Here is a 22,310-nt window from a genome sequence, read left to right as displayed (position 1 = left end):
TAACCTGAGTTCGATAATTATTTGCTGAAAATTATATCTTATTTACGCCTAATCCCGCTTTATCGTCCTGCTGAATTTATTTCAGCATCTTTTTAGCGTGAAAGACCCTGAAATAAATTCAGGGTGACGACCGTCTTAACAGAAAACTTGATTAAAACGCCACAAAATGAGATTTAATAATCGAACTCAGGTTTCTAGCTATTAAGACCCTGAAATGAATTTAGGGTGACGACCGCTTATAAAAAAAAGTTTAGAAAGAACTGTAAGAACAAATCATAAATTAAAGCATAGGCTACTACATCTTCATTTTAAAATGCGTCAGGAAATAAATAATGCAAATCAGTATAATCGAATTTAAGATTAAAAGCAACCAGGAAATGATCGATTTCCGGTCTTTCATCACCGTTATAAAAGAAGTAATGTAAGCCATTGCAATTAGCGCCAGGAATAAGTTTACAGTTTGGATACCCAAAATGTAATATCCGCTGTATGAAAAAACGAGCGCACTAAGCACTAAGAATACAACTGAAGCGGTAGTATAGAGTTTATTCGGTTTCATGTTCAGCGCTTTAAGATTATTTATTCTTTTCAATATCCTTTAATACCCAATCCATTTCGAGATCTCTTTTTGCCAGATAATCAACTAAAGTATAATTAATTTTTACTTCGGGCATTACCCCACGACCAATTGTGGTAGACTGCAGTGGTAAATTAAAAGGTATAAGACCTATACTGTAAGTAATTCCTGTGTTTTTTAATTTCCCGTTAAAATAAGTGCCTGCATTAATATTATTTCTCCCACCTCCGGTTTCTTCACCAATTAAAATCCCCCTTTGAGATAATGCCAATGTGTTGGCAAATATGCTAGCTGCTGAAAATGTTCCACCGTTTATTAAAATGTACAGCTTGTTTTTATAAGCATTGTTAAAAGGAATCAGGTTTCCGTAAGCATTTTGATTAAATTCCTTAACATAATTGATTTGCTTTTTTCTGTTGCTATCCAATGTAGGTAATAACATTCCTTTAATCAATTCCTGTGGAAATTCAATAGGCTTAATGGATTTATTAATGAAGAATTTTAAGAAATGGCACATTAAAAAAATATCTCCTCCTGTATTGTTCCTTAAGTCAAGGATTAAATTTTGAGTTTTAGATAGCGTATTATTAAATAGGTCAACATCATACTGTTCCATCTTAGCTGTAAAAGTATTCACTTTTAAATATGAAGTATGAGTATCCAGTTTTTTATAGCTCAAAAATTGAGATTTATTGTTTGTTTGCTGTTTACCGGTTTGTAATGCGGATTTAATATCATACGGTTTACCAATCAGATAGGCAATGTCGATATGATCGCCATTTTGAAACACCATTTTCAGGCTGTCCTTGTTTTTAAAAATGCGCCAAACATTGTCCAGATTTCCATAATTCAAAAAGAAATATTTGAATGTGTTGTTATAACCATCTGAAAAAGAATTTTGTAAAGCAGTTTTAATAATGTCTACTGCTTTAATATTATTGATGCTAACGATTTCTGATCCAGCGCCTAGATTTGTGTTTAAGCTCCTGTTTTCTGTCAGGAAGATTTTATCTGCTATAAATTTCAAGCTCAATTGTTCAAATGGCGAGGCGTAGGCTTTGCCGTATTGCAGATAATCCTTCTCAGTTACCAGTGTTGGTTCAAAAAAATCAATCTTTAAATGCCCATCTCCAATTTTACTTAAAATCGGTAATAACTGAAGATATAAATCCGCCGATGTTAAAGGTTTATTTATTGATGATTTAAGGCTATCGATCTTAAAATCCAATTCACCTTTTTTGATATATTGATAAAGTTTAAGGTGATGCTTTTTTAAATCGGTGTATAATTGATCGATGTCTTTTCTGATGTTGGAAATAGGATGTTTTTCTTCTAATTGATGATAAAGATATTGAGCCTTTGATATACTGAAAAACAAAATAAGCAATACTAAAGTAAAACAGTATTTCATAGCGTTAAATTATCTGTAAAGTTCAATATTGTATCTATTCTTGTTTTTGACCATATGAGGAATGTAAGAACATTTAAGCTTATATTTTCTCATATATCTTACATGGTCAAAAATGGTTTTAACAATTACACTATAATAGTTTAATCACAATGTGGAACAGTAAATGTCCAGGTTTCTGATTCTCCGTTTGGAATAATATAGCCATTTCCTCTAATATTTTCGAACCACAATTTACCGCGAAGTTTCTCTCTGGTTCCGACTTCATTTAAGGTAGCACTATCGTAAAGTCGACCATTGATCATTACATATTTAATTTTCTCCGAATTGCGGATATCATCTAAAGGATTGGCGTCCATAATCACCATGTCAGCTAGTTTTCCCACTTCTAGTGAGCCGATTTCTTTGTTCATCCCCAAATAACTTGCACCGTTTAATGTTGCAGCTCTGATGGCTTGCATTGGCGTAAAGCCACCCTGAACAAACATCCAAAGTTCCCAATGTGCACCTAAACCCTGGATCTGCCCGTGTGCGCCAAGATTAATTTTTGTACCGCCATCAGCAATTTGTTTAGCAGCCTTGGCAATGTCTATATGGTTATAATCGCTGTATTCAGAAGTTGTCCGGCGTCTCGCTCTCGCATCAATAATCGAACGTGGGGTGTAAGTCATCAATTTTTCGTTTTCCCAAACATTGGTTCTGTCGTACCAGTAATTTTCTCCCCATTGCCCCCCGTAAGCCACAATTAAAGTAGGTGTATAAGCTACATCGGTATTGTTCCAGAGCGTGGTAACATCTTTATAAACCGGTATAACAGGAATACTGTGTTCGATTCCCGTATGCCCATCGGCAACCATATTCATGTTGGTGAAAAAAGTAGAGCCACCTTCAGGCACAACCTCCATATTTAACTGTCGTGCTGCTTCTAAAATCTGTTGACGCTGCTCTCTACGCGGTTGATTATACGATTTTACTGAAAATGCACCAACTGCTTTTAACCTGCGCAGATTAGCCAAGGCATCATCTAAACTATTAATTACCACTTTGAAATCACCATCAGCACCATATAAAATAGATCCGGTTGAATAAACCCTCGGACCAACCATTCTGCCCGCTTTAAGCATTTCGCTCTGGCTAAAAACCATTTCGGTATTGCTTGATGGATCGTGTGAAGTGGTTACACCAAAAGCCAGATTGGCCATATAACTCCAATCGCTCTGTGGTGTTATTCCATCGGGACTAGTACGCAAGTGCGCATGAACATCAACGATGCCTGGCATAATGGTTTTGCCATTAACATCAATTACTTTGGCATTTGCTGGAATACTTACAGCATCTGCTTTTCCTATTGCCGTAATTTTATTTCCATCGGTAATAATGGTTCCATTTTCAATTACTTCGTCGCCTTTCATCGAGATAATCCTTGCGCCTTTCAACGCTACTATTCCGGTAGGGATATCAGATTTTAAAACCAAATTGATGTCGATAGAAGATGCTTCGGTTTTAGGTGTAGTTCCGTCAAAGTTGAATGCATTATTTACATCAACGGTAAAATATTTCGACCCTAACGTCCAATGTAAGCTTTTACTATCGGCGCTCCATTGAATATATGTCCCGCCATCGGTAGTCACTTTTGTAACCGGAATGGCTTTATTGCCTGCTGATGCATCCTGTGCCGTACCAATGTTGATCATTGGTGTGATGTAAACGTTAAACAATTCGTTAAATGCCACCCACTTATTATCCGGACTGATAACAAACTGATTTGCATATTGAGAAGTAAAGTGTGTTCTTTCGTTCGCTCCGTTTAAATCGATACTTTTTAATGCTTTTTTGCCGTCTGTATAACTCTGGAAATAAATGCGTGTATCGGTATTATTAAACTGTGGACGGATTCCATTATCTAAAATCAAAGTTTTAGCACCACCATTGGCTGGCATCATAAAAATACCTGTTCCGCGACCATAGTTATAACCTAAAACATCGTTGCCACTTCCTTTTCTGAAAACGATTTTATCACCTTTTGTTGAGTATTGAGGAGAATAATAAAAACCTTTTTCATCAGTTAGCATAATGGTTTTTCCTGATTTTACATCCGTACGCTTTATTGCCCCGCGTAATTCATCGCTCCAGGTGGTATAAACAACATATTTTCCATCGGGACTAAAAGCAGGTTCAAATTCGAAATCCAATCCATTGGTTAACCTTTCTGGTGTTCCTGCTGGTAATTCTTGTTTGTATAAGTATCCTGCGGCATTAAAGACAATTATTTTTCCATCAGGCGAAGTGGTTAATTGTCTTAACATTTTGGCTGAAAATTCATTGCTGAAAACCTGCTGTTCAAAATGTAATGCTTTTTGAACGGTTTGAATGGTATTGGCCTGAAAAGGAATGGTGCTGTTGATCAAAGTACCAATTTCTGTTTTTCTGATTTTTCCTTTTGCATAGAAAATGATGCTTTTGCTATCTGGAGTCCAGGCAAAATTTGGATAAACACCAAAAATCGCCCAGGTTTCCTGTTGATCGTGTGATAAATCTTCATTAACCGGCCATTCTTCACCAGTCTTCAGGTTCTGAACATATAAAGTAGATTTTAACCTTACGCGCTTTACAAAAGCTATTAAATTTCCATCTGGAGAAACTTGCGGGCGACAGGCACCACCTTGTTCATTAATCAAAGTAGTTAATTTTCCTGTCGTTAAATCCAGTTGACGGATCGCATAAATAGTCCCGTTAGGATCTTTACTATATTCAAAATTAGGACCCGGACTTACATCTTCACTAAAGTAAACATATCTGCCATCTGGTGAAACGTTGGGTTCTCCTGCATCTTGCTGGTCGTTTTTACGTTTGGTTAACTGCACGCCATCTCCACCGTTTATACTATACATCCACATTTCGCCGGCACCTAAGGAGCGACCAGCAGTAAAGTGTTTTCTTGCAATTATGTATTCGCTATTTGGCATCCAGGTGGCATTATTCAATAACCTGAAACTCTCTTTGGTAACCTGTTTTTTGTCAGAACCATCACGGTTCATAATCCATATATTATCTCCACCGCTTTTATCGCTGGTGTAAGAAATGTATTTTCCGTTAGGACTAAAACGGGGTTGAACGTCCCAGGCAATGCCACCACTAACTAGTTTTGCTACTCCTCCGCTAATGGGCATCACGTAAATGTCGCCAAGTAAATCAAATGCAATTTCCTGTCCATCAGCACTTACATCAAGGTTCATCCAGGTACCTTCATCAGTATTTAAAGTGAAGTTTTTTGTGGTGCCCTGGTATTTTTCAATATCCCATTTTTTCTCCTGGGCGTTTGAACTAAAAAATAATAGGGAAAGAGCGGATAGGAAATAGAGATGTTTCATTATATTTTGGATGATTATTTAAACAATTCGTGTATTTTTCTTTGGAGTAATTTTTTATCTGGTAGCTGGGTTTTATATTCGGCTACTAAAGTAGGAGACAGACTTCTGCTTAATGCATATTCTACTACTTCGTTGTCCTTATCCTTGCAAAGCAGAATTCCGATGCTTGGGTTTTCGTTTGATTTTTTTACATCCCTATCTAATGCTTCTAAATAGAAATTTAATTGTCCTAAATGTTCGGGTTTGAATTTGTCAACTTTTAATTCGAAAGCTACTAAACATTGTAAGCCACGGTGGTAAAAAAGTAAATCGATATAAAAATCGCTGTTGCCAACCTGTATTTTGTATTCTTCACTGATAAACAAAAAGTCTTTTCCGAGTTCAAGAATGAAATTTCTTATTTCCTTAATTAAGCTTTTTTGTAGCTCGCTTTCGTTGTGAGGTTCTGGAAGATTAAGAAATTCAAATACATAGCTATCCTTGAAAACAGTTTCAATATCATTTTGTAAAACTCTCACCAGTGGTGAGAGTTTTGTATTTCCCATTATAGATCTTTCATAGTAACTAGCAGATATTTGCCTGTCAAGTTCTCGCTTGCTATATTTTTCTCTTTGACAAAGTTTTAAATAGAATTCTTTTTCCTCTATAGATTTTAACCTAGAAAGAATAATTAGATTATGAGTCCAGCTAATTTCTCTCAACAGTGTTGAGAGTTTTGGGTAATCTTTATAGCTTTCATAAAACTGCTTCATCCGCCAAAGATTTTTGTCTGAAAAACCCTTTAAATCGGGTTCGTTTTTTGATAAAAATTCCGCCAAGTGCTTTACGACAGATTGTCCCCATTCGGCATTTTTGACCTTGTTGTGAATATATTCGCCGATATTCCAATATAAGTTAATTAATGTAGAATTTACAGTCTTTAACGCAACCGTTCGGGCATTTTTAATTAAGCTAATAATATCTGCAAACTGCGTTTCTAACATGTAATTTTCTTAGTGAGCAAAGTTAATAATCTTTTATAGATGATTTTTTCAATTTCTAGTAATAATAAATGGCGATTTTGGATTAAATGTATAGTTTTGATACCGCCGATTTATGACAGCAATAGAGATTTTACAAAAATATTGGGGACATCAAGCTTTTAGGCCTTTACAGGAAGATATTATTTCCTCGGTTCTGGAAGGAAAAGACAGTTTAGCATTGTTGCCTACAGGGGGGGGTAAATCGATCTGTTTTCAGGTTCCTGCTTTGGTTAAAGAGGGGATTTGCATTGTCGTTTCGCCCTTAATTGCCTTGATGAAGGATCAGGTAGAGAATCTGAAATCTAAGGGGATTGAAGCCATTGCCATTTATGCGGGAATGGGTAAACGTGAAATCGATATCTTGCTGGATAACTGTATTTACGGAAAAATCAAGTTCCTCTATTTATCTCCAGAGCGTTTATTGGCTGATTTAGTGCGGGTTCGCATTTCGTACATGAATGTAAATTTAATTGCTGTAGATGAAGCCCACTGTATTTCGCAATGGGGTTACGATTTTCGTCCGCCATACCAACAGATCGCCAAACTTCGCGAAATCCTTCCAGGTGTTCCGGTTTTGGCACTTACTGCAACCGCTACTGAGTTTGTGCGGAAAGATATTGTAGAGAAGCTTGAAATGACAGACCCGCAGGTTTTTGTTAAAAGTTTTGCCAGGGATAATTTAAGCTATGTGGTTTTCGGCAATGAAGACAAGTATAAAAAGCTGATTGATGTTTGCCAGAAAGTAAAAGGCACAGGTTTAGTTTATGTACGTAACCGAAGGGAAACTGCCGAGGTTGCTAATTTTATCAATAGGAATCAGATTAAGGCCGACTTTTACCATGCCGGACTGGAACGGGATGTACGTTTCTTAAAACAAGAAGAGTGGAAAAATAACAAAACCCGGATTATGGTGGCTACAAATGCTTTCGGGATGGGAATTGATAAGGCAGACGTTCGTTTTGTGGTGCATTTAGATTTACCCGAAAGTTTAGAAGCCTATTATCAGGAAGCTGGCAGGGCAGGGCGCGACGGAAAACGAAGTTACGCGGTTCTTCTAGCTAATCAATCTGATGTTCTAGGCTTAGAATCCAGATATCTCGATAGTTTTCCTACTCCAGATGAGATCAGAAAAACCTATCACTATCTCGGCAATTATTTTCAATTGGCATTTGGCGCAGGCGAAGGTTTAACTTTTACTTTTGATATAGCTGATTTCTGTAAACGGTTTAATATTAGTGTTTTAAAAACAATTTCTGCTTTGAAGTTTTTAGAACATGATGGCTACCTCACCTTATCTGAAAGTGTTTTTCTACCATCCAGAATGATGTTTATTGCCAGTCATGAAGACATTTACCGTTTTCAGATTGAAAACAAAGCTTACGATGGTATTATAAAAACCATTCTGCGTTCGCATGGTGGCGCTTTCGACGGTTTTGTTAAGATTAATGAAGCCGATTTAGCCAAGAAAACAGGATTGTCGTATAAAGAAATTATCGCATTGCTTAATAAATTGCAGGCCATTGAGTTACTTACTTATACTCAGCAAACCGATCAGCCGCAGTTACAATACATTAGGCCGAGGGTAGATATGGACCATTTCGATCTGGATGTGAAATACCTCGAACTGAGAAAAGAAATCCTACACAAACAGATTAACGCTGTGGTAGCTTATGCTTCATCAAATTTATGCAGGAGTATTCAGCTGCTTCATTATTTCGACGAACATCATGCTGCAAAATGTGGGGTATGCGATGTTTGTCTGGCTGAAAAAAGAGCCGAAAATCAAAGCCAGATAGAAGAGGAGATTGAATTTGAGATCGTTTCTTTGCTTCAACAACAGCCTTTAAGTCTTGATGATCTGGTTATAAATATTAAAAATGGAGCCGAAACCGAAAGGATTGATACCATTAGAGAATTATTAGATGCCGGTAAGATTAAAACAGATGGGAAGAAATATTATCTTTAGATGTGAGATGTGAGATGTGAGATGTGAGATGTGAGATGTGAGATGTGAGATGTGAGAAAAATGCCAATCAAGTTACCAATAAAATATTAGTTTTGTAATGAACTATTTAATCTGTGTAATCAAACAATCAGTATAATCTTCCGCGAAGCGAAAAAACAAATGATAACAAAAAACAATAAGAAAACCATCCGTTCGTGGGCATTTTTCGATTGGGCAAACTCTGCCTATAACTTAGTCATCACTTCTACTATTTTTCCAGCTTATTATACCATTATTACCACCACTAAAGAACATGGTGATAAAGTGGAGTTCTTTGGCCGGACCTTTGTGAATACCTCGCTTTCCAATTATGCCTTATCGCTTGCTTATTTGATTATGGCTTTTGCTTTGCCAATGCTTTCATCCATTGCCGATAGAAGAGGGAATAAAAAGTCGTTTATGAAATTCTTTACCTATGTAGGTGGAGCGGCCTGTATCGGTTTATATTTCTTTAAGCTAGATACACTTGAAATGAGTATCGTTTTGTTTGCATTGGCAGCAATGGGTTATATCGGTGGAGTATTGTTCAGCAACTCTTATCTGCCAGAAATCGCAACCGAAGAGCATCAGGATCGCGTGAGTGCACAGGGTTTTTCGTATGGTTACATCGGCTCAGTTTTACTTCAACTGATTTGTTTTCTATTTGTGCTAAAACCAGAATGGTTTGGTATTACCGATGCTTCATTTCCACCAAGGTTATCATTTTTATTAGTTGGCGTATGGTGGATCGGTTTCTCTCAGATTCCTTTTTCAGCACTTCCGAACGGAACACCTCAGCACGATAAGGTAAAAACGAATATCCTTAAAGATGGTTTTAGCGAATTATCGAAAGTTTGGGCACAGGTGAAGCAAATGAGGGTTTTAAAAGGATTTTTAGTTTCTTTCTTTTTCTACTCTATGGGTGTACAAACCATTATGCTGGCGGCAGCAGGTTTCGCAGAAAAAACGTTAAAACTCGGAACTGCAAAATTGATTGCGGTGATATTGATCATTCAGCTTGTTGCTATTCCAGGCGCCATGCTCATGTCGTATTTAGCAAAAAAAATAGGGAATATAAACGTATTGATTATGGTAGTTGTAGTATGGATAGGCTGTTGTGTTTTTGGTTATTACATCACTGGCGAATATCAATTTTATTCATTGGCTGCAATTGTAGGCTTAATTATGGGCGGAATTCAATCTTTATCGCGCTCTACCTATTCTAAATATTTACCGATTGATACAATAGATAGCACCTCATTTTTCAGTTTTTATGATGTAACAGAAAAACTGGCTATTGTAATTGGCCTTTTCAGTTTTGCTTACATTGAAGATTTAACCGGAAATATTCGCTACTCAATTATCGCTTTGGCATCATTTTTTATTGTTGGATTAGTTCTTTTAGTACTTCTAAGAAAAAACGAACATAAAGAATCGCTAAAATTGTAAGTTTGCAGTCGTTAAGAATATTATGAAAGTAGAATTATTCGTGCCTTGTTTTGTAGATCAGCTCTATCCTGAAACCGCTTTTAATACTTTAAGGTTATTAGAAAAATCGGGATGTGATGTAACCTATAATTCAAAACAAACCTGTTGTGGGCAACCTGCGTATAATGCAGGTTATTGGGATGAGGCAAAGGAAGTGGGTACAAAATTTTTAAACGATTTTACCGAAAACACCTATGTAGTAGCGCCATCAGCTTCGTGTGTGGGCATGGTGAAAGGTGGATTTAACGATCTGTTTACCAATACCATTGTACATAACAAATGCCGGAGTTTGCAATCGAATATATGGGAGCTTTCTGATTTTCTGGTAAACGTAGCCAAAAGGGATTATTTTGGAGCCGAATTGGAAGGAAAAGCTGTTTATCATGATTCGTGTAGTGCATTGCGTGAGTGCAAAATCAAAGATGAACCCCGCCAGTTGCTTTCTAAAGTACACGGCTTAGAAATGATCGAAATGGAAGATACCGATATGTGCTGTGGTTTCGGCGGAACATTTGCGGTTAAATTTGACGCCATTTCATCTGCAATGGCCGAGCAGAAAGTTAATCATGCGCTCGCACAACAGGCAGATTACATCATTTCGACCGATTTATCCTGCCTTTTACATCTTCAAGGCTATATTGAGAAAAATAATCTGGCCATTAAAACCATGCATATTGCCGATGTATTGTGTAACGGTTGGTTAGAAAGTACAGAATATTAGTTTAAACCTCGCAGGTTTTCAAAACCTTTTTCCAAGGTCTGTGTCCTCACAGACCTTCATTATCATAATCAAAAATTTCGGTCTGTGAGGACACAGACCGAGGAGAAGAATATTAGTTTAAACCTCGCAGGTTTTTAAAACCTGCGAGGTTTCTCGTAAGAGCACCACCGTTGTTCATGGTCTGTATATTCACGGACCATCATTATCATAATCAAAAATTTCGGTCTGTGAGGACACAGACCGAGGAGAAGTTTAAGACAGGGCACAAATATTTAAATGTGTTAAGTTGACTTAGATGATCAATATTATTTTGAAAATCGGGGTTTGGTACCTTTCGGTTGCTACAGTCCTGCTATCACTCCAAGTCCTCACTCGTACCTCGCTCCGGGCTTTCCGTTCTATCAGGTTTATTTAACTCAGGCCAGTAGTGCTATTGAAATTAAACTTTGCAGTTTTTTACGCTGCGTTTGCGTTAGGGATTGTAAGGGTTCAGTACCGATTAAGCATCTGTTTTTATTTAATTATGGTATGCTTGCTTGTTTCACAGGTTTTCATCGGTACCGGAGCGTAGTGCAGCCCTGAAAAGCCCGACCTTTGCGCAGCTTAGGTAACGCCCAAATCAATATACACCTTACATTTTTTATCAGCGCCCACGTCCAGGAATTTCAAACACTGCTTTTTCAATAAGATTCGTATTGTAATATTTAAATTACTTTCAGCCTAAATCTATACTTAAACGTTCTAAACGTAATCTTTAACACAATTTAACACGTTTTACATTACAAACAACAATATCTTTGTTAAACCTTTTTAAGGCTTTGGTATCTAACAAACAAAACAAAATCGTAATGAAAAAAATAATCTTCGCTTTACTGGGAGTTTTATCAATTGCATCAATTGCAGATGCACAGCAGAAAAAAACTTCAGGAGCCATACAATTTGAAAATATTATCGATCCGGCAGCTATGGCTTCGGCAAGTGGTATCCAGCTAACCGATCAGATGAAAGCCAGAATGCCCTCATCTAGCAAAAGCAACTTCGAGTTGTTATTTACGGCTACAAATGCCAGTTATATGCCAGTTGAAGAAACTGAGGATAGTAATGGAGCCGGTGGTGGCGGTGGCGGCATGGGCCGTATGATGATGCGTTTTGGTGGAGGCGGTGGTAACAGAGAATATTACTATACATTTGCAGATAAGGGTCTTACAGAGGTTTTCGATCTGAACGATACCACATATTACATGCCGAGTAAATTAACTTTATCTACTTCTGGTCCGATTGGCTCAATGAGAATGGGCGGTAGAAATCCTAATGATACCACTACAGCAAAACCAGCTCCGGCACCAACCATAGAAGTGATTAAAACAGATTCTACTAAACAGATTATTGGTTTTACCTGTCACCAGGCGATTATAAGATCTACAAGGGCTATTAAAATCTTGGATATGGATAAAAACTTAGTAGAAGAAACCAAAATCTGGTATACAAAAGATTTGGGCTTCGACTTTTCTCCAAATCCAAATATGTGGACTGAAGGTGCAGTTTTAGCGATCGAAGGTAGAGGTAATAGCTCAATTGCCAAAAGCATCGAGTATAGAAATGTAAGTGCAAAAGATGTAACCGCACCTAAAAAAGCAAAACTGATCACTGCTGAAGAGTATAAAACTAAAATGGAGAATATGATGAAACGTTTTAGACAGAACAGACCAGGTGGCGGTGGCCAGGTAAGATCATTTGGTATGAATTAAGCATTAGACTTCCGAAGTTGGCATGGCATAGCGCAGTGGCTAAACTTCGGAAGTTTAAAGACCATCATAATAATTCTATCAGCCCTGAAAGTATAAGCGTTCAGGGCTTTTTTTGTATCATTTTTGAAAAGGTTGGCTTTAGTTTTTGCATCTAAACTGAGAATAACTATTATTGGGGTTAAATATAACTGACCAAAAGTGATTACAGCGAAAAACAAAACTAACCTATTAGCGACTAAGCAACATTTCGAAATTTTAGATGGATTAAGAGGAGTAGCTGCCATTGTGGTGGTAATTTATCATTTCATGGAAATTGCGATTACCAATTATAACAAGAATTTTCTTTCACATGGTTTCCTCGCTGTCGATTTCTTTTTCTGTTTATCCGGCTTTGTAATTGCCTATGCTTACGATAGCCGTGCACCACATATCGGGATTACACAGTTCTTTAAATTAAGGCTTATCCGTTTGCACCCGCTGGTGGTTATTGGTTCCGTTTTAGGACTGATCACTTTTCTGATCGATCCATACAGCGATCTTTATGAGGTTTATGGATTCGGGAAAACCTTGCTGTTATTTTTATCCTCAGCTTTTTTAATCCCTTATCCGGCCATGCCCGAGCGGTATACCAACTTATTCTGCTTAAATGCACCGGCCTGGTCGTTATTTTGGGAATATATTGCCAATATCTTTTACATTTTTATACTTTACCGCCTGGGTAAAAAATCACTGATCGCTTTGGTTGTTATAGGAGCGGTATGCCTTTGTTATGTAGCTGTTCGCGCTACCAACGTAGGTGGCGGCTGGGGAGGACAGAATTTCTGGGACGGTGGAGCACGTGTGCTGTATTCTTTTACAGCCGGTATGCTGGTTTACCGTTTAAATTGGGTAATCAAAAATAAACTTGGCTTTTTAGGCATGATCGTACTTTTGCTCGCAGCCTTTTTAGTTCCTTTTAATGATAAATACAATTGGATTTCCGAGCCGATACTTGTGCTGTTTTACTTTCCACTTTTAGTGGCATTAGGAGCAGGTACAGTATTAAACCCATCGTTTAAAAAGATCTGTAATCTCTCAGGCGAAATATCATATCCGCTTTATATGGTACATTATCCATTTGTCTGGATATTTTTAACCTATGTAGCCGAAGTTAAACCTGCAATGTCCACCTTATGGGTCGTTATCCCCGTTTCGGTAACCTTGTTGGTATTATTGGCATATCTGGTAATGAAATTCGTAGATATTCCATTACGTAAATATTTGAAGGCTAAATTTTTAAGCTAATCTAGTATCGTTCGTGGAGACACGGACCATGCTTCACGTACGATCTTAATTCAATAACAAAATTGATTAGTAGCCGAGACAAACACAACAAAAGATTCGTCATTGCGAACTGAAGCCATGGCAATTGCGCTAGAGTGAAGCAATCTTTCTAATGTAATCCTACTAGTTATGCTTTACCTTGCTTTTTAGCCGAAAAATGCATACATTTGCACAAAATAAAATCACATTGTAAGTGATCTTTAAAACTTTTTTATTTAAAATTTAAATCATAGTTGTAGATGATTAACATTACTTTACCTGACGGTTCTGTCCGTCAGTATGAAAAGGGCACTTCTGCCCACCAAATTGCATTGTCAATTTCTGAGGGCTTGGCCCGTAACGTATTAGCCGCTGAGGTTAATGGCGAAGTTTGGGATTCAACAAGACCAATCGAATCTGATTCATCAGTAAAATTATTGACCTGGAATGATGCTGCCGGAAAATCGACTTTTTGGCATTCATCAGCTCACTTAATGGCTGAGGCTTTAGAAGCACTTTATCCGGGTACCAAATTTGGTATCGGCCCAGCTATCGAAACTGGTTTTTATTATGATGTAGACTTTGGCGACCGCGAATTTTCTTCGGACGATTTCAAGGCCATCGAAACCAAAATGATCGAACTGGCTAAACAAAAGGAAACTTTTGTGCGCGAAAGTGTGAGCAAAGCTGATGCGGTAAAATACTTTACCGAAAAAGGCGACGAGTACAAGCTGGATTTAATTGACGGCCTGGAAGATGGTAAAATTACTTTTTATACCCAAGGTTCATTTACCGATTTATGCCGTGGTCCACATATTCCGAATACTGGTTTTGTGAAGGCAGTAAAACTGATGAATGTGGCTGGTGCTTACTGGCGGGGCGATGAAACCAAAAAACAGTTAACCCGTATTTATGGGGTAACTTTCCCTAAGGCGAGCGAGCTTACTGAATATCTTTTAATGATTGAGGAAGCAAAAAAACGCGATCACCGTAAATTAGGGAAAGAACTGGAGTTATTTGCTTTCTCAGAAAAAGTAGGAATGGGCTTGCCTTTATGGTTGCCTAAAGGAACTGCTTTGCGCGAGCGTTTGGTGAACTTTTTAACCAAAGCACAGGCTAAAGCAGGTTACGAGCAAGTAGTAACACCACATATCGGACATAAAAATTTATATGTAACCTCAGGTCACTGGGAGAAATACGGTAAAGATTCGTTCCAACCAATTAAAACGCCACAAGAAGGAGAGGAGTTCTTCCTAAAACCGATGAACTGCCCTCACCACTGTGAGATTTACAAAACAAAACCTCGTTCTTACAAAGATCTTCCGGTTCGTTTTGCCGAGTTTGGCACGGTTTACCGTTACGAACAAAGTGGCGAATTACATGGGTTAACCCGTGTACGTGGCTTTACTCAAGATGATGCACACTTATTCTGTATGCCAGAACAGGTGAAAGAAGAGTTTAAAAAAGTAATCGACTTAGTGCTTTATGTATTTAAATCATTAGGTTTTGATAACTACACTGCTCAGGTTTCATTAAGAGACCCGGAGAACAAATCGAAATATATTGGTTCTGACGAGAATTGGAGACTATCTGAAAATGCCATTATCGAAGCAGCTGCAGAAAAAGGCTTAAATACTGTTGTAGAATATGGCGAAGCCGCTTTCTATGGCCCTAAGCTCGATTTTATGGTGAAAGATGCTTTAGGTAGAAAATGGCAGTTAGGTACTATCCAGGTTGATTATAATCTACCAGAGCGTTTCGAATTGGAATACACTGGTAGCGATAACCAAAAGCACAGACCAGTAATGATTCACCGTGCACCATTTGGTTCATTAGAAAGATTTATTGCTGTTTTGATTGAGCATTGTGCCGGAAACTTCCCGTTATGGTTAAGTCCCGAGCAATTTATTGTTCTTCCTATTTCAGAAAAATATGAAGAATATGCAAAAAAAGTTTTAGATGAACTAAATAATTCCGATATTCGCGGGCTGATTGACTTTCGTGATGAGAAAATCGGTCGCAAAATACGCGATTCGGAAGTTAAAAAGATCCCATACATGCTCATTATCGGTGATAAGGAAATGGCAGAAGGAAAAGTCTCTGTCCGCAAACATGGTGAGGGAGATTTAGGCGAAATGACGTTGGAAGAGTTCAACAATTTATTAAGAAAAGAAATAACAGTTTAAATTAAATAGTACAAATTTGGCATTAGGAAGACCAGGATTTAACAGGGGACCACGTCCACCTTTTAAGAAAAAAGAAGCAGAGCATAACATTAATCAGTATATTAAATCGCCCGAAGTGCGTTTAGCTGGCGATAATGTTGAACCGGGGATTTATCCTTTGGCAAAAGCTTTGGCACTTGCTGATGAACTGGAATTGGATTTGGTAGAGATATCTCCAAATGCCGTACCACCAGTTTGTAGAATTATTGATTACAGTAAATTTGTTTATGAGCAAAAGAAAAAGCAGAAAGAAATTAAAGCTAATGCGAAACAAACTGTAATTAAGGAGATCCGTTTTGGTCCTAACACCAACGATCACGATTTCCAGTTTAAATTGAAGCATGCAGTAAGCTTTTTAGAGAACGGTGAGAAAGTTAGAGCTTATGTGCATTTTAAAGGTAGAGCAATTGTTTACAAAGAGCAGGGAGAAATTTTATTGTTAAAATTCGCTCAGGCTTTAGAAGATGTAGGAAAAGTAGAGTTGTTACCTAAGTTAGAAGGTAAACGTATGTTCCTAACAGTTGCGCCTAAAGTAGCAAAAAAATAAAAATAGGTTTATAAATTAAAAAACAGGTTATGCCAAAAATGAAAACCAATTCCAGTGCTAAAAAGCGTTTTTCGCTTACTGGAACAGGTAAAATCAAAAGAAACAACGCATACAAAAGTCACATCTTAACCAAGATGAGTACTAAACGTAAACGTGCCTTAGGTCAAGCAAGTATCGTATCTGATGCTGATATGGGTAACGTTAAACGTATGCTTTGTATCGGAAAGTAATTTATTAATTCACCAGGTATCAGGCTTTAAGTTTCCGGTTAAACGGAACGCCGCTTGCCAAAAAACAACAACAACATGCCACGTTCGGTAAACGCAGTAGCTTCGAGAAGAAGAAGAAAAAAAATCCTTAATCTAGCCAAAGGCTATTGGGGAGCAAGAAGTAAGGTTTATACTGTTGCTAAAAACACAGTAGAAAAAGGTTTGCAATATGCATACCGTGACCGTAAAGTTAAGAAAAGAGAATTCCGCGGATTATGGATCCAACGTATTAATGCAGGTGCTCGTCAGCACGGTATTTCTTACTCTCAATTAATTGGTAAACTAGCTTCTAAAGAAATCGGTTTAAACCGTAAAGTATTGGCTGATTTAGCAATGAATCATCCAGAAGCTTTCAAAGCTGTAATTGATGCAGTAAAATAGAAATTTTCGCTTAGGCGATAATCATATTTAAAAAAGGGAACAAACAGTTCCCTTTTTTTATTAAATTAATTTTTAAATCAAGACTGTAAACTGCCTTCTTTCTGGCCTTCATCAATCCTAATTTTTTCGGCATTTAATATTTGAATCACATTTTCAAGATATTCAGACTCATTCATTGAGTCTGAATTGATTTTACCTTTTATTAAATCATTTAGTACGTTAACATTTAATATGTTATATTCTTTTTCTATTCTAGAACTGAGGATTTTATTAGTGTTGTCGTCAGCAATATAAATATTGTTTGAGTTTTCTACCATAACTCTTCTGAATGTTTCAGAGTTTAAATCCATTTTTAGAATTTCTTCAAAAGATGCGGTTTTAACATATTCAAAGTACTCTTCAACTTTTGCCTTGAGATCTTGAAGTTTATCATCTACAACCTCAAGGATAGCTGATAATTTATATAAATCTCTTATTATGATTTTTGGAATGTTTTCTTCTTTTTTATAGAATAGTGAGTGAGAAGTTTCAGCCCAAATATGCTCTGATAGCGTTCTGATCTGCACCTCGACCTTTTTTTTAGCATGATTTTTCCAATTTGGACTATTAAGCCATTCCTTTTGAACTCCTAAAATTAAGTGAACAGAACTATAACCAAATTTGTCAGGACTTTGAGTAGACTTATAAGGATCATTAAGTAGTTTGAAATCCTTAGAAAGCAACTCGACTACTTTATCTTTATACTTAGGAAAAAGCAATACTATTCGTATCCCTATTAAATCATTTAATTCTGTAATTGTTTTATTTAAAGAAATCCTGCTGATGCTATTTTTTCCTGAATTGACGATAAAATTTTAACTCGGAAGCTAACATCAAAAGCTATTGGTATTTTGTTTTTCTTTAGAGTTTTCTCAATAATGTTTTTGAATATCCATATCCGGAACGGTCTAATGTAATGGAAATATTATGACTGATCATCAATTTCTGCATCCGGAGCATTCTTTTTAACCGATTCGATGCCATTATCTCTGGCTGCCGTACTTTCGTACATTTCGCTGGAGCCAATAATCTGACCATTTGTAGCCTTTAAACTAAAATGGTACTTGCTGTTAGACGATGTCTTTTTCTCAAATTTAGAATCATCCTGCGCATTTTTTTTAACAGATTCGATTCCATTTTCGCAGCTCGATTTAGCTGAATAGCCTTCGCTGGTTAGAATAGTCTGGCCATTGCTGGCTTTTAGATTAAACTGGAATTCTCCGTTTGATCTTTTAGTAATTACAAATTTTCCCATAGCTCTGATTTTAATTTAGTAATTGATTAGTAGACTTATACTATATAAGTTTATTCCTAAAGTTATTAAAGTTTGTAAGCAATTACAATAAGCAGACAAGAGAATTAATGATAATTTAACCCAGGCTATTGGTAAACTTCATGCGGATGCCACTTTGAAAATTCTGGATAATTTTAAAAATTTCGATTAAGGTTACTTTCTCAATTTTGGTTAAACTATCAATTTCGATAAAGTTATTGGGTACCGCCTGATCATTGATAATCAGATTAGCCTGATGTTTCAACCTTAAACCCATTAAATAATAATAAGACTGCGAAAGTTCGTTAAACTGCTCTTCGCTAAAAACACCAAGTTCTCTTAAGGCCTTTAAACGTTCGCCGGTATTCTCTTTTTGGAAAATCCTGTTCTGTAAGGCATAAACCCTTGCCAGATCTACAATAGGGGTCATGGCTGTTTTAATATCGAATACCTCTTTTTTATGGATTTTTTGTGTTCTTATATTTCTAAAATAGGTGAGTGGTGGCTCATAGAGTAAGGCATTTTTGGCCAGGTATACGTAGAATTTTTCGATGGGTTTCTGCAGTTCTTCATCAACAAAAGCCCGTAAACTTTCCATCATGGTTAAATCGCCATAAATGGCCCTACAATCAAAAAATGCAGCAAATTTTACGGCAGCTTCGGGTAAAGCTTCTTCTATCCAGTTTTTATAATTGTATTTCCAGTGCGATAGCGAATGCGTCCAGTTTGGATTGGTTGCCATATAATCGCCATCACAGTATACAAAACCAACATAATTTAATTTATCAGAAACGTGGGTAGCCATGTCTAGAAAATAAGAACGTACAGCTGCTCTTTTATCTTCTCCGGTATCTTCATAAATAATGGCATTGTCCTGATCGGTTTTTAAGCTAAGCTCCTTTCTCCCTTCGCTACCCAAAACCATAAAAACAAATTTTGCAGGTGGCGGACCTAGTTTGGCAATTACCTCTTCAATAATTTTAAAGGAAATGGTATCGGCAATAGTAGTTACCAACTCATTTACAATTTTAGAATGTACACCTCTAGCCAATAATTGCGATACAATGCCTGGTACTTTTTGCCATTTTAATTTTAGATCGCTGGTATTTACAGCAGATTTTACTGATTGGATAAAAACTAATGGAGATTCTGCCTGCTCGCTTAAAAGGCGGTTCCTGCTTAAAAAGCCAACATAATTACCATTGTCGTTTACCAATAAATAGCGCGACTTCTTACTGAACATCATCAATATCGCCTCATAAACATAAGCACCCGGAGTTATGGTAACAATATTGGTATCCATAACTTCGTCAATAGGTAAATTTGAATTCAGTTGTTTGGCAATTACATTATCCCTTAAAGTAATATCGGTTACGAAGCCCAGATAAACATCCTGATCATTTTTAATAAAGAGGCAACTGGTTTTCTGTTCTGACATTTTAATTGCAGCTTCAAAAATAGGTGTGCCTGGGCTGCAACTTACTATCTTTTTAAAAGTAATGTCTCCAATACGAGCGGTATAAATTTGATCGGCTAGTTTATCTTCCATTAAAAAATCCCTGTAAAATTCTCTTAAACGAAAAATCTTTTGTCTTTTTCTTTTCCAGGTTAAAAGTATGCTCCTGATGGTAGGCTGAAGTTAAGCTAATTTTGCCTGTTTTTAAAAGATGAAAGAAAATCTTTGCTGTATTCAGTGTATCAGATAAAGCATTGTGCGTATTTTCCGGTGTTTCATTAAATAAAATGGTATAAAATTTATCCAGTTTTAAATGACTGATTACTGTATTGGTGATGTAAGGTGCACTTGCCTTCATCGTACAGAAAAAAGCCAGGTTTTTAAATATATTTTCCTTTCCGATGCGGTATAATTCAACATTCACCATATGATAATCGAGCTCAATAAAATGTCCGATCACTAAAGGCTTGTATTTTTCTATATCTTCAGAAAACTGCAACATCACTTTTTCTTTGTTTTCGCCATGTGTATGCAGATATTCAGGGGTAATTTTGTGGATTTTTAATGCAGCCTTATCAATAGTGAAATATGTATTTTTTATGTAGTGATTCTCCCGCTTAATTTCCTGATAAAATTGATCATAAATAATCCAGGCAATTTGGACAATATGAGGCCAGTTCTTTTCTTTAGAATAAGGCGCCGTCCAATTTTTAGGCAGACCTGAAGTTTCGGTATCAACAACGAGGAAGTATTCTTGCAATTTTAAAGTGGTTAGATGAACTATTTCAAAGGTAATTATTTAACAATATAAACGGTAATTATTCATATATCCTTCAGGGAAATCGCTTTTAAAACATGTGCAAAAATTAATTAGCCACGGAAACACAGAAATCACGGAGAAGAAGTAAATTTTTCCGTGTTTTCGTGCTTCCGTGGCAAACATAATGCTTAGGTATGCGCAGAAAGAGGAAGAATTATCAGAGAAAAGTTAAAAGCGATTTCCCTGCATCATATCCTCAGCAATACAAAAAATAATAAACAGGATATGATATTTCCTCTGTTAGGAGAGCTTCATTACCTTTAAAACACAAATATACAGATGAAAAAAATCAATTTAATTGCCGCATTACTCATGCTTGCGGGGGGAGTTCAGTTGCCCAAACCGCCAAAAAGCCGATGGCCCAGTTAATTCACGATGAATTTAAATTCGCCGCTGACCAATATAAAGTACTCGCTAAAAATATACCCGAAGGTAAAACACCTCAGAGTTTTGATAAAGGTAAATCTATCAACTACGATATTAAGTGGTGGTGCAGCGGGTTTTATTCAGGCAGTTTGTGGTATATATACGAACAAACTAAAGATCAGAACATTAAACGAGAGGCGGAGGCCGCCTTAAAAGTAATAGCACCGAACCAAACTTATACCGGAAACCACGATTTGGGCTTTATGATGTACTGCAGTTTTGGCAATGCTTACCGTTTAACCGGCAAAGCAGAATATAAGGCTGTGATTCAGCATTCGGCAGAATCTTTGGCTACGCGTTATCGCCCGGTTGTAAAATCTATCCAATCGTGGAACAAAAGCAAAATGTGGGAGTGCCCGGTAATTATAGATAATATGATGAATCTTGAAATGATGAACTGGGCAAGCGATAATGGTGGCGATAAGAAGTATAAAGAAATTTCGGTTACACATGCCAATACTACTTTAAAAAATCATTTCCGCCCAGATTTCAGTTCTTATCATGTAGTAGATTATAACCCTCAAACCGGAGCGGTAATTAGGAAAGCCACCTGGCAGGGTGCCGCAAACTGCTCTGCATGGTCGCGTGGCCAAGGTTGGGCTTTGTATGGTTACACCATGATGTACCGTTTTACCGAAGATGAAAGCTATTTAAAACAGGCCAAAGGTATTGCACACTTTATATTAAATCATCCAAATTTACCGGCCGATAAAATCCCTTTTTGGGATTTCGATGCACAGGGGATTCCCTTTGCCAAACGCGATGCTTCTGCAGGCGCACTGATGGCTTCGGCATTGTTAGAGCTGGGTCAGTACACTTCAGGAAGCGAAAAAACAGCATTCAAATCTGCGGCCGAAACCATGATCTATTCGCTTTCGAGCAGCGCTTATCATGCTAAATTAGGTGAGAACGGTGGCTTTTTGTTGATGCACAGCACAGGCGCTTACCCATTAAACAGCGAAATAGATGTACCTTTAATTTATGCCGATTATTATTATCTGGAAGCATTGGCCAGGTATAAAAAATGGTATTTGTAGAAAATATTAATGACAGATTTATATGGCATGGTCGTCGTCTCGACTGAAGCGCAGTCCCGAACTTTCGGGAGAGAGATCTATCTGGATAGATTTCTCGGCTGCGTTGCACTCCGCTACCATTGACGTTATTTTGCAAACTACTAATAATCAACATTTTAACCGATCTTGTGTTTCCGCCCAACTAGGCCGCACCACGGTATCCCCGTTCTACTTAAA

General features: G+C 37.1%; 18 protein-coding genes. 10 read left to right on the top strand and 8 right to left on the bottom strand.

Annotated features, from left to right (window positions below; all coding sequences use genetic code 11):
* Positions 1 to 295: 295 nt before the first annotated feature.
* From AW17_RS19345 to AW17_RS19330, 4 genes are all read right to left on the bottom strand, one after another.
* Complete coding sequence (locus tag AW17_RS19345) at positions 296 to 559, bottom strand: hypothetical protein (protein ID WP_157280366.1); 264 nt, start codon at positions 557 to 559, stop codon at positions 296 to 298.
* Positions 560 to 575: 16 nt separating this feature from the next.
* The gene (locus tag AW17_RS19340; RefSeq protein ID WP_029279128.1) at positions 576 to 1,988 is read right to left on the bottom strand and encodes a S41 family peptidase; all 1,413 of its coding nucleotides are present in this window, start codon (positions 1,986 to 1,988) and stop codon (positions 576 to 578) included.
* Between the two features lie 140 nt (positions 1,989 to 2,128).
* On the bottom strand, positions 2,129 to 5,356 hold the full coding sequence (locus AW17_RS19335; protein WP_029279126.1) for an amidohydrolase family protein: 3,228 nt from the start codon (positions 5,354 to 5,356) through the stop codon (positions 2,129 to 2,131).
* Between the two features lie 14 nt (positions 5,357 to 5,370).
* The gene (locus AW17_RS19330; protein WP_029279124.1) at positions 5,371 to 6,339 is read right to left on the bottom strand and encodes a PDDEXK nuclease domain-containing protein; all 969 of its coding nucleotides are present in this window, start codon (positions 6,337 to 6,339) and stop codon (positions 5,371 to 5,373) included.
* Between the two features lie 112 nt (positions 6,340 to 6,451).
* Here AW17_RS19330 and AW17_RS19325 point away from each other — a divergent pair, with 112 nt between their 5' ends.
* The 9 genes from AW17_RS19325 (at position 6,452) to rplT (ending at position 17,043) form a co-directional block, all read left to right on the top strand.
* Positions 6,452 to 8,344 carry a RecQ family ATP-dependent DNA helicase gene (locus tag AW17_RS19325; protein WP_029279122.1) on the top strand — a complete coding sequence of 631 codons (1,893 nt, stop codon included), beginning with the start codon at positions 6,452 to 6,454 and terminating at the stop codon, positions 8,342 to 8,344.
* 159 nt (positions 8,345 to 8,503) lie between these two features.
* On the top strand, positions 8,504 to 9,811 hold the full coding sequence (locus AW17_RS19320) for an MFS transporter (RefSeq protein ID WP_029279120.1): 1,308 nt from the start codon (positions 8,504 to 8,506) through the stop codon (positions 9,809 to 9,811).
* 22 nt (positions 9,812 to 9,833) lie between these two features.
* A complete protein-coding gene (locus tag AW17_RS19315; RefSeq protein WP_029279118.1) occupies positions 9,834 to 10,571 on the top strand; it encodes a (Fe-S)-binding protein in 738 nt (245 codons plus the stop codon).
* A gap of 848 nt (positions 10,572 to 11,419) precedes the next feature.
* Positions 11,420 to 12,319 (top strand): hypothetical protein, encoded by a 900-nt coding sequence (locus AW17_RS19310; protein WP_157280365.1) that lies wholly within the window; start codon positions 11,420 to 11,422, stop codon positions 12,317 to 12,319.
* Positions 12,320 to 12,517: 198 nt separating this feature from the next.
* A complete protein-coding gene (locus tag AW17_RS19300) occupies positions 12,518 to 13,603 on the top strand; it encodes an acyltransferase family protein (RefSeq protein WP_029279112.1) in 1,086 nt (361 codons plus the stop codon).
* Positions 13,604 to 13,881: 278 nt separating this feature from the next.
* A complete protein-coding gene (gene thrS, locus AW17_RS19295) occupies positions 13,882 to 15,807 on the top strand; it encodes a threonine--tRNA ligase (RefSeq protein ID WP_029279110.1) in 1,926 nt (641 codons plus the stop codon).
* Positions 15,808 to 15,823: 16 nt separating this feature from the next.
* On the top strand, positions 15,824 to 16,393 hold the full coding sequence (infC, locus tag AW17_RS19290; protein ID WP_051691975.1) for a translation initiation factor IF-3: 570 nt from the start codon (positions 15,824 to 15,826) through the stop codon (positions 16,391 to 16,393).
* A 29-nt stretch (positions 16,394 to 16,422) separates the two neighbouring features.
* On the top strand, positions 16,423 to 16,623 hold the full coding sequence (gene rpmI, locus AW17_RS19285; RefSeq protein WP_029279105.1) for a 50S ribosomal protein L35: 201 nt from the start codon (positions 16,423 to 16,425) through the stop codon (positions 16,621 to 16,623).
* Between the two features lie 75 nt (positions 16,624 to 16,698).
* On the top strand, positions 16,699 to 17,043 hold the full coding sequence (gene rplT, locus AW17_RS19280; protein ID WP_025144714.1) for a 50S ribosomal protein L20: 345 nt from the start codon (positions 16,699 to 16,701) through the stop codon (positions 17,041 to 17,043).
* 77 nt (positions 17,044 to 17,120) lie between these two features.
* On the opposite strand, the gene AW17_RS19275 is transcribed toward rplT, so the two are convergent.
* From AW17_RS19275 to AW17_RS19260, 4 genes are all read right to left on the bottom strand, one after another.
* Entirely contained in the window at positions 17,121 to 17,840 is a 720-nt protein-coding gene (locus AW17_RS19275) for a hypothetical protein (RefSeq protein WP_342422527.1), read from the bottom strand.
* Positions 17,841 to 18,007: 167 nt separating this feature from the next.
* On the bottom strand, positions 18,008 to 18,337 hold the full coding sequence (locus tag AW17_RS19270; protein WP_029279099.1) for a YegP family protein: 330 nt from the start codon (positions 18,335 to 18,337) through the stop codon (positions 18,008 to 18,010).
* Between the two features lie 115 nt (positions 18,338 to 18,452).
* A complete protein-coding gene (locus AW17_RS19265) occupies positions 18,453 to 19,904 on the bottom strand; it encodes a DUF294 nucleotidyltransferase-like domain-containing protein (RefSeq protein WP_029279097.1) in 1,452 nt (483 codons plus the stop codon).
* Positions 19,894 to 20,571: a 3'-5' exonuclease gene (locus tag AW17_RS19260; RefSeq protein WP_051691974.1), complete on the bottom strand. Its 678-nt coding sequence runs from the start codon at positions 20,569 to 20,571 to the stop codon at positions 19,894 to 19,896. Before AW17_RS19260 ends, AW17_RS19265 begins: the two co-directional genes overlap by 11 nt.
* Before the next feature lie 416 nt (positions 20,572 to 20,987).
* Between AW17_RS19260 and AW17_RS19255 the strand changes: the two genes are divergently transcribed.
* The gene (locus AW17_RS19255) at positions 20,988 to 22,094 is read left to right on the top strand and encodes a glycoside hydrolase family 88 protein (RefSeq protein WP_051691973.1); all 1,107 of its coding nucleotides are present in this window, start codon (positions 20,988 to 20,990) and stop codon (positions 22,092 to 22,094) included.
* Positions 22,095 to 22,310 lie beyond the last annotated feature (216 nt).

The organism is Pedobacter borealis DSM 19626, assembly GCF_000708285.2.
Classification (GTDB): domain Bacteria; phylum Bacteroidota; class Bacteroidia; order Sphingobacteriales; family Sphingobacteriaceae; genus Pedobacter; species Pedobacter borealis.
This window is presented reverse-complemented; position numbering and strand designations above follow the sequence as displayed.

What these genes read in the sequence shown, in the direction of transcription:
- AW17_RS19270 (WP_029279099.1), bottom strand. Translation starts at nt 18,337, where the DNA reads ATGGGAAAATTTGTAATTACTAAAAGATCAAACGGAGAATTCCAGTTT.
- thrS (WP_029279110.1), top strand. Translation starts at nt 13,882, where the DNA reads ATGATTAACATTACTTTACCTGACGGTTCTGTCCGTCAGTATGAAAAG.
- AW17_RS19315 (WP_029279118.1), top strand. Translation starts at nt 9,834, where the DNA reads ATGAAAGTAGAATTATTCGTGCCTTGTTTTGTAGATCAGCTCTATCCT.
- AW17_RS19330 (WP_029279124.1), bottom strand. Translation starts at nt 6,339, where the DNA reads ATGTTAGAAACGCAGTTTGCAGATATTATTAGCTTAATTAAAAATGCC.
- AW17_RS19255 (WP_051691973.1), top strand. Translation starts at nt 20,988, where the DNA reads ATGGCCCAGTTAATTCACGATGAATTTAAATTCGCCGCTGACCAATAT.
- rpmI (WP_029279105.1), top strand. Translation starts at nt 16,423, where the DNA reads ATGCCAAAAATGAAAACCAATTCCAGTGCTAAAAAGCGTTTTTCGCTT.
- AW17_RS19310 (WP_157280365.1), top strand. Translation starts at nt 11,420, where the DNA reads ATGAAAAAAATAATCTTCGCTTTACTGGGAGTTTTATCAATTGCATCA.
- AW17_RS19335 (WP_029279126.1), bottom strand. Translation starts at nt 5,356, where the DNA reads ATGAAACATCTCTATTTCCTATCCGCTCTTTCCCTATTATTTTTTAGT.
- rplT (WP_025144714.1), top strand. Translation starts at nt 16,699, where the DNA reads ATGCCACGTTCGGTAAACGCAGTAGCTTCGAGAAGAAGAAGAAAAAAA.
- AW17_RS19325 (WP_029279122.1), top strand. Translation starts at nt 6,452, where the DNA reads ATGACAGCAATAGAGATTTTACAAAAATATTGGGGACATCAAGCTTTT.
- AW17_RS19340 (WP_029279128.1), bottom strand. Translation starts at nt 1,988, where the DNA reads ATGAAATACTGTTTTACTTTAGTATTGCTTATTTTGTTTTTCAGTATA.
- AW17_RS19345 (WP_157280366.1), bottom strand. Translation starts at nt 559, where the DNA reads ATGAAACCGAATAAACTCTATACTACCGCTTCAGTTGTATTCTTAGTG.
- AW17_RS19320 (WP_029279120.1), top strand. Translation starts at nt 8,504, where the DNA reads ATGATAACAAAAAACAATAAGAAAACCATCCGTTCGTGGGCATTTTTC.
- AW17_RS19265 (WP_029279097.1), bottom strand. Translation starts at nt 19,904, where the DNA reads ATGGAAGATAAACTAGCCGATCAAATTTATACCGCTCGTATTGGAGAC.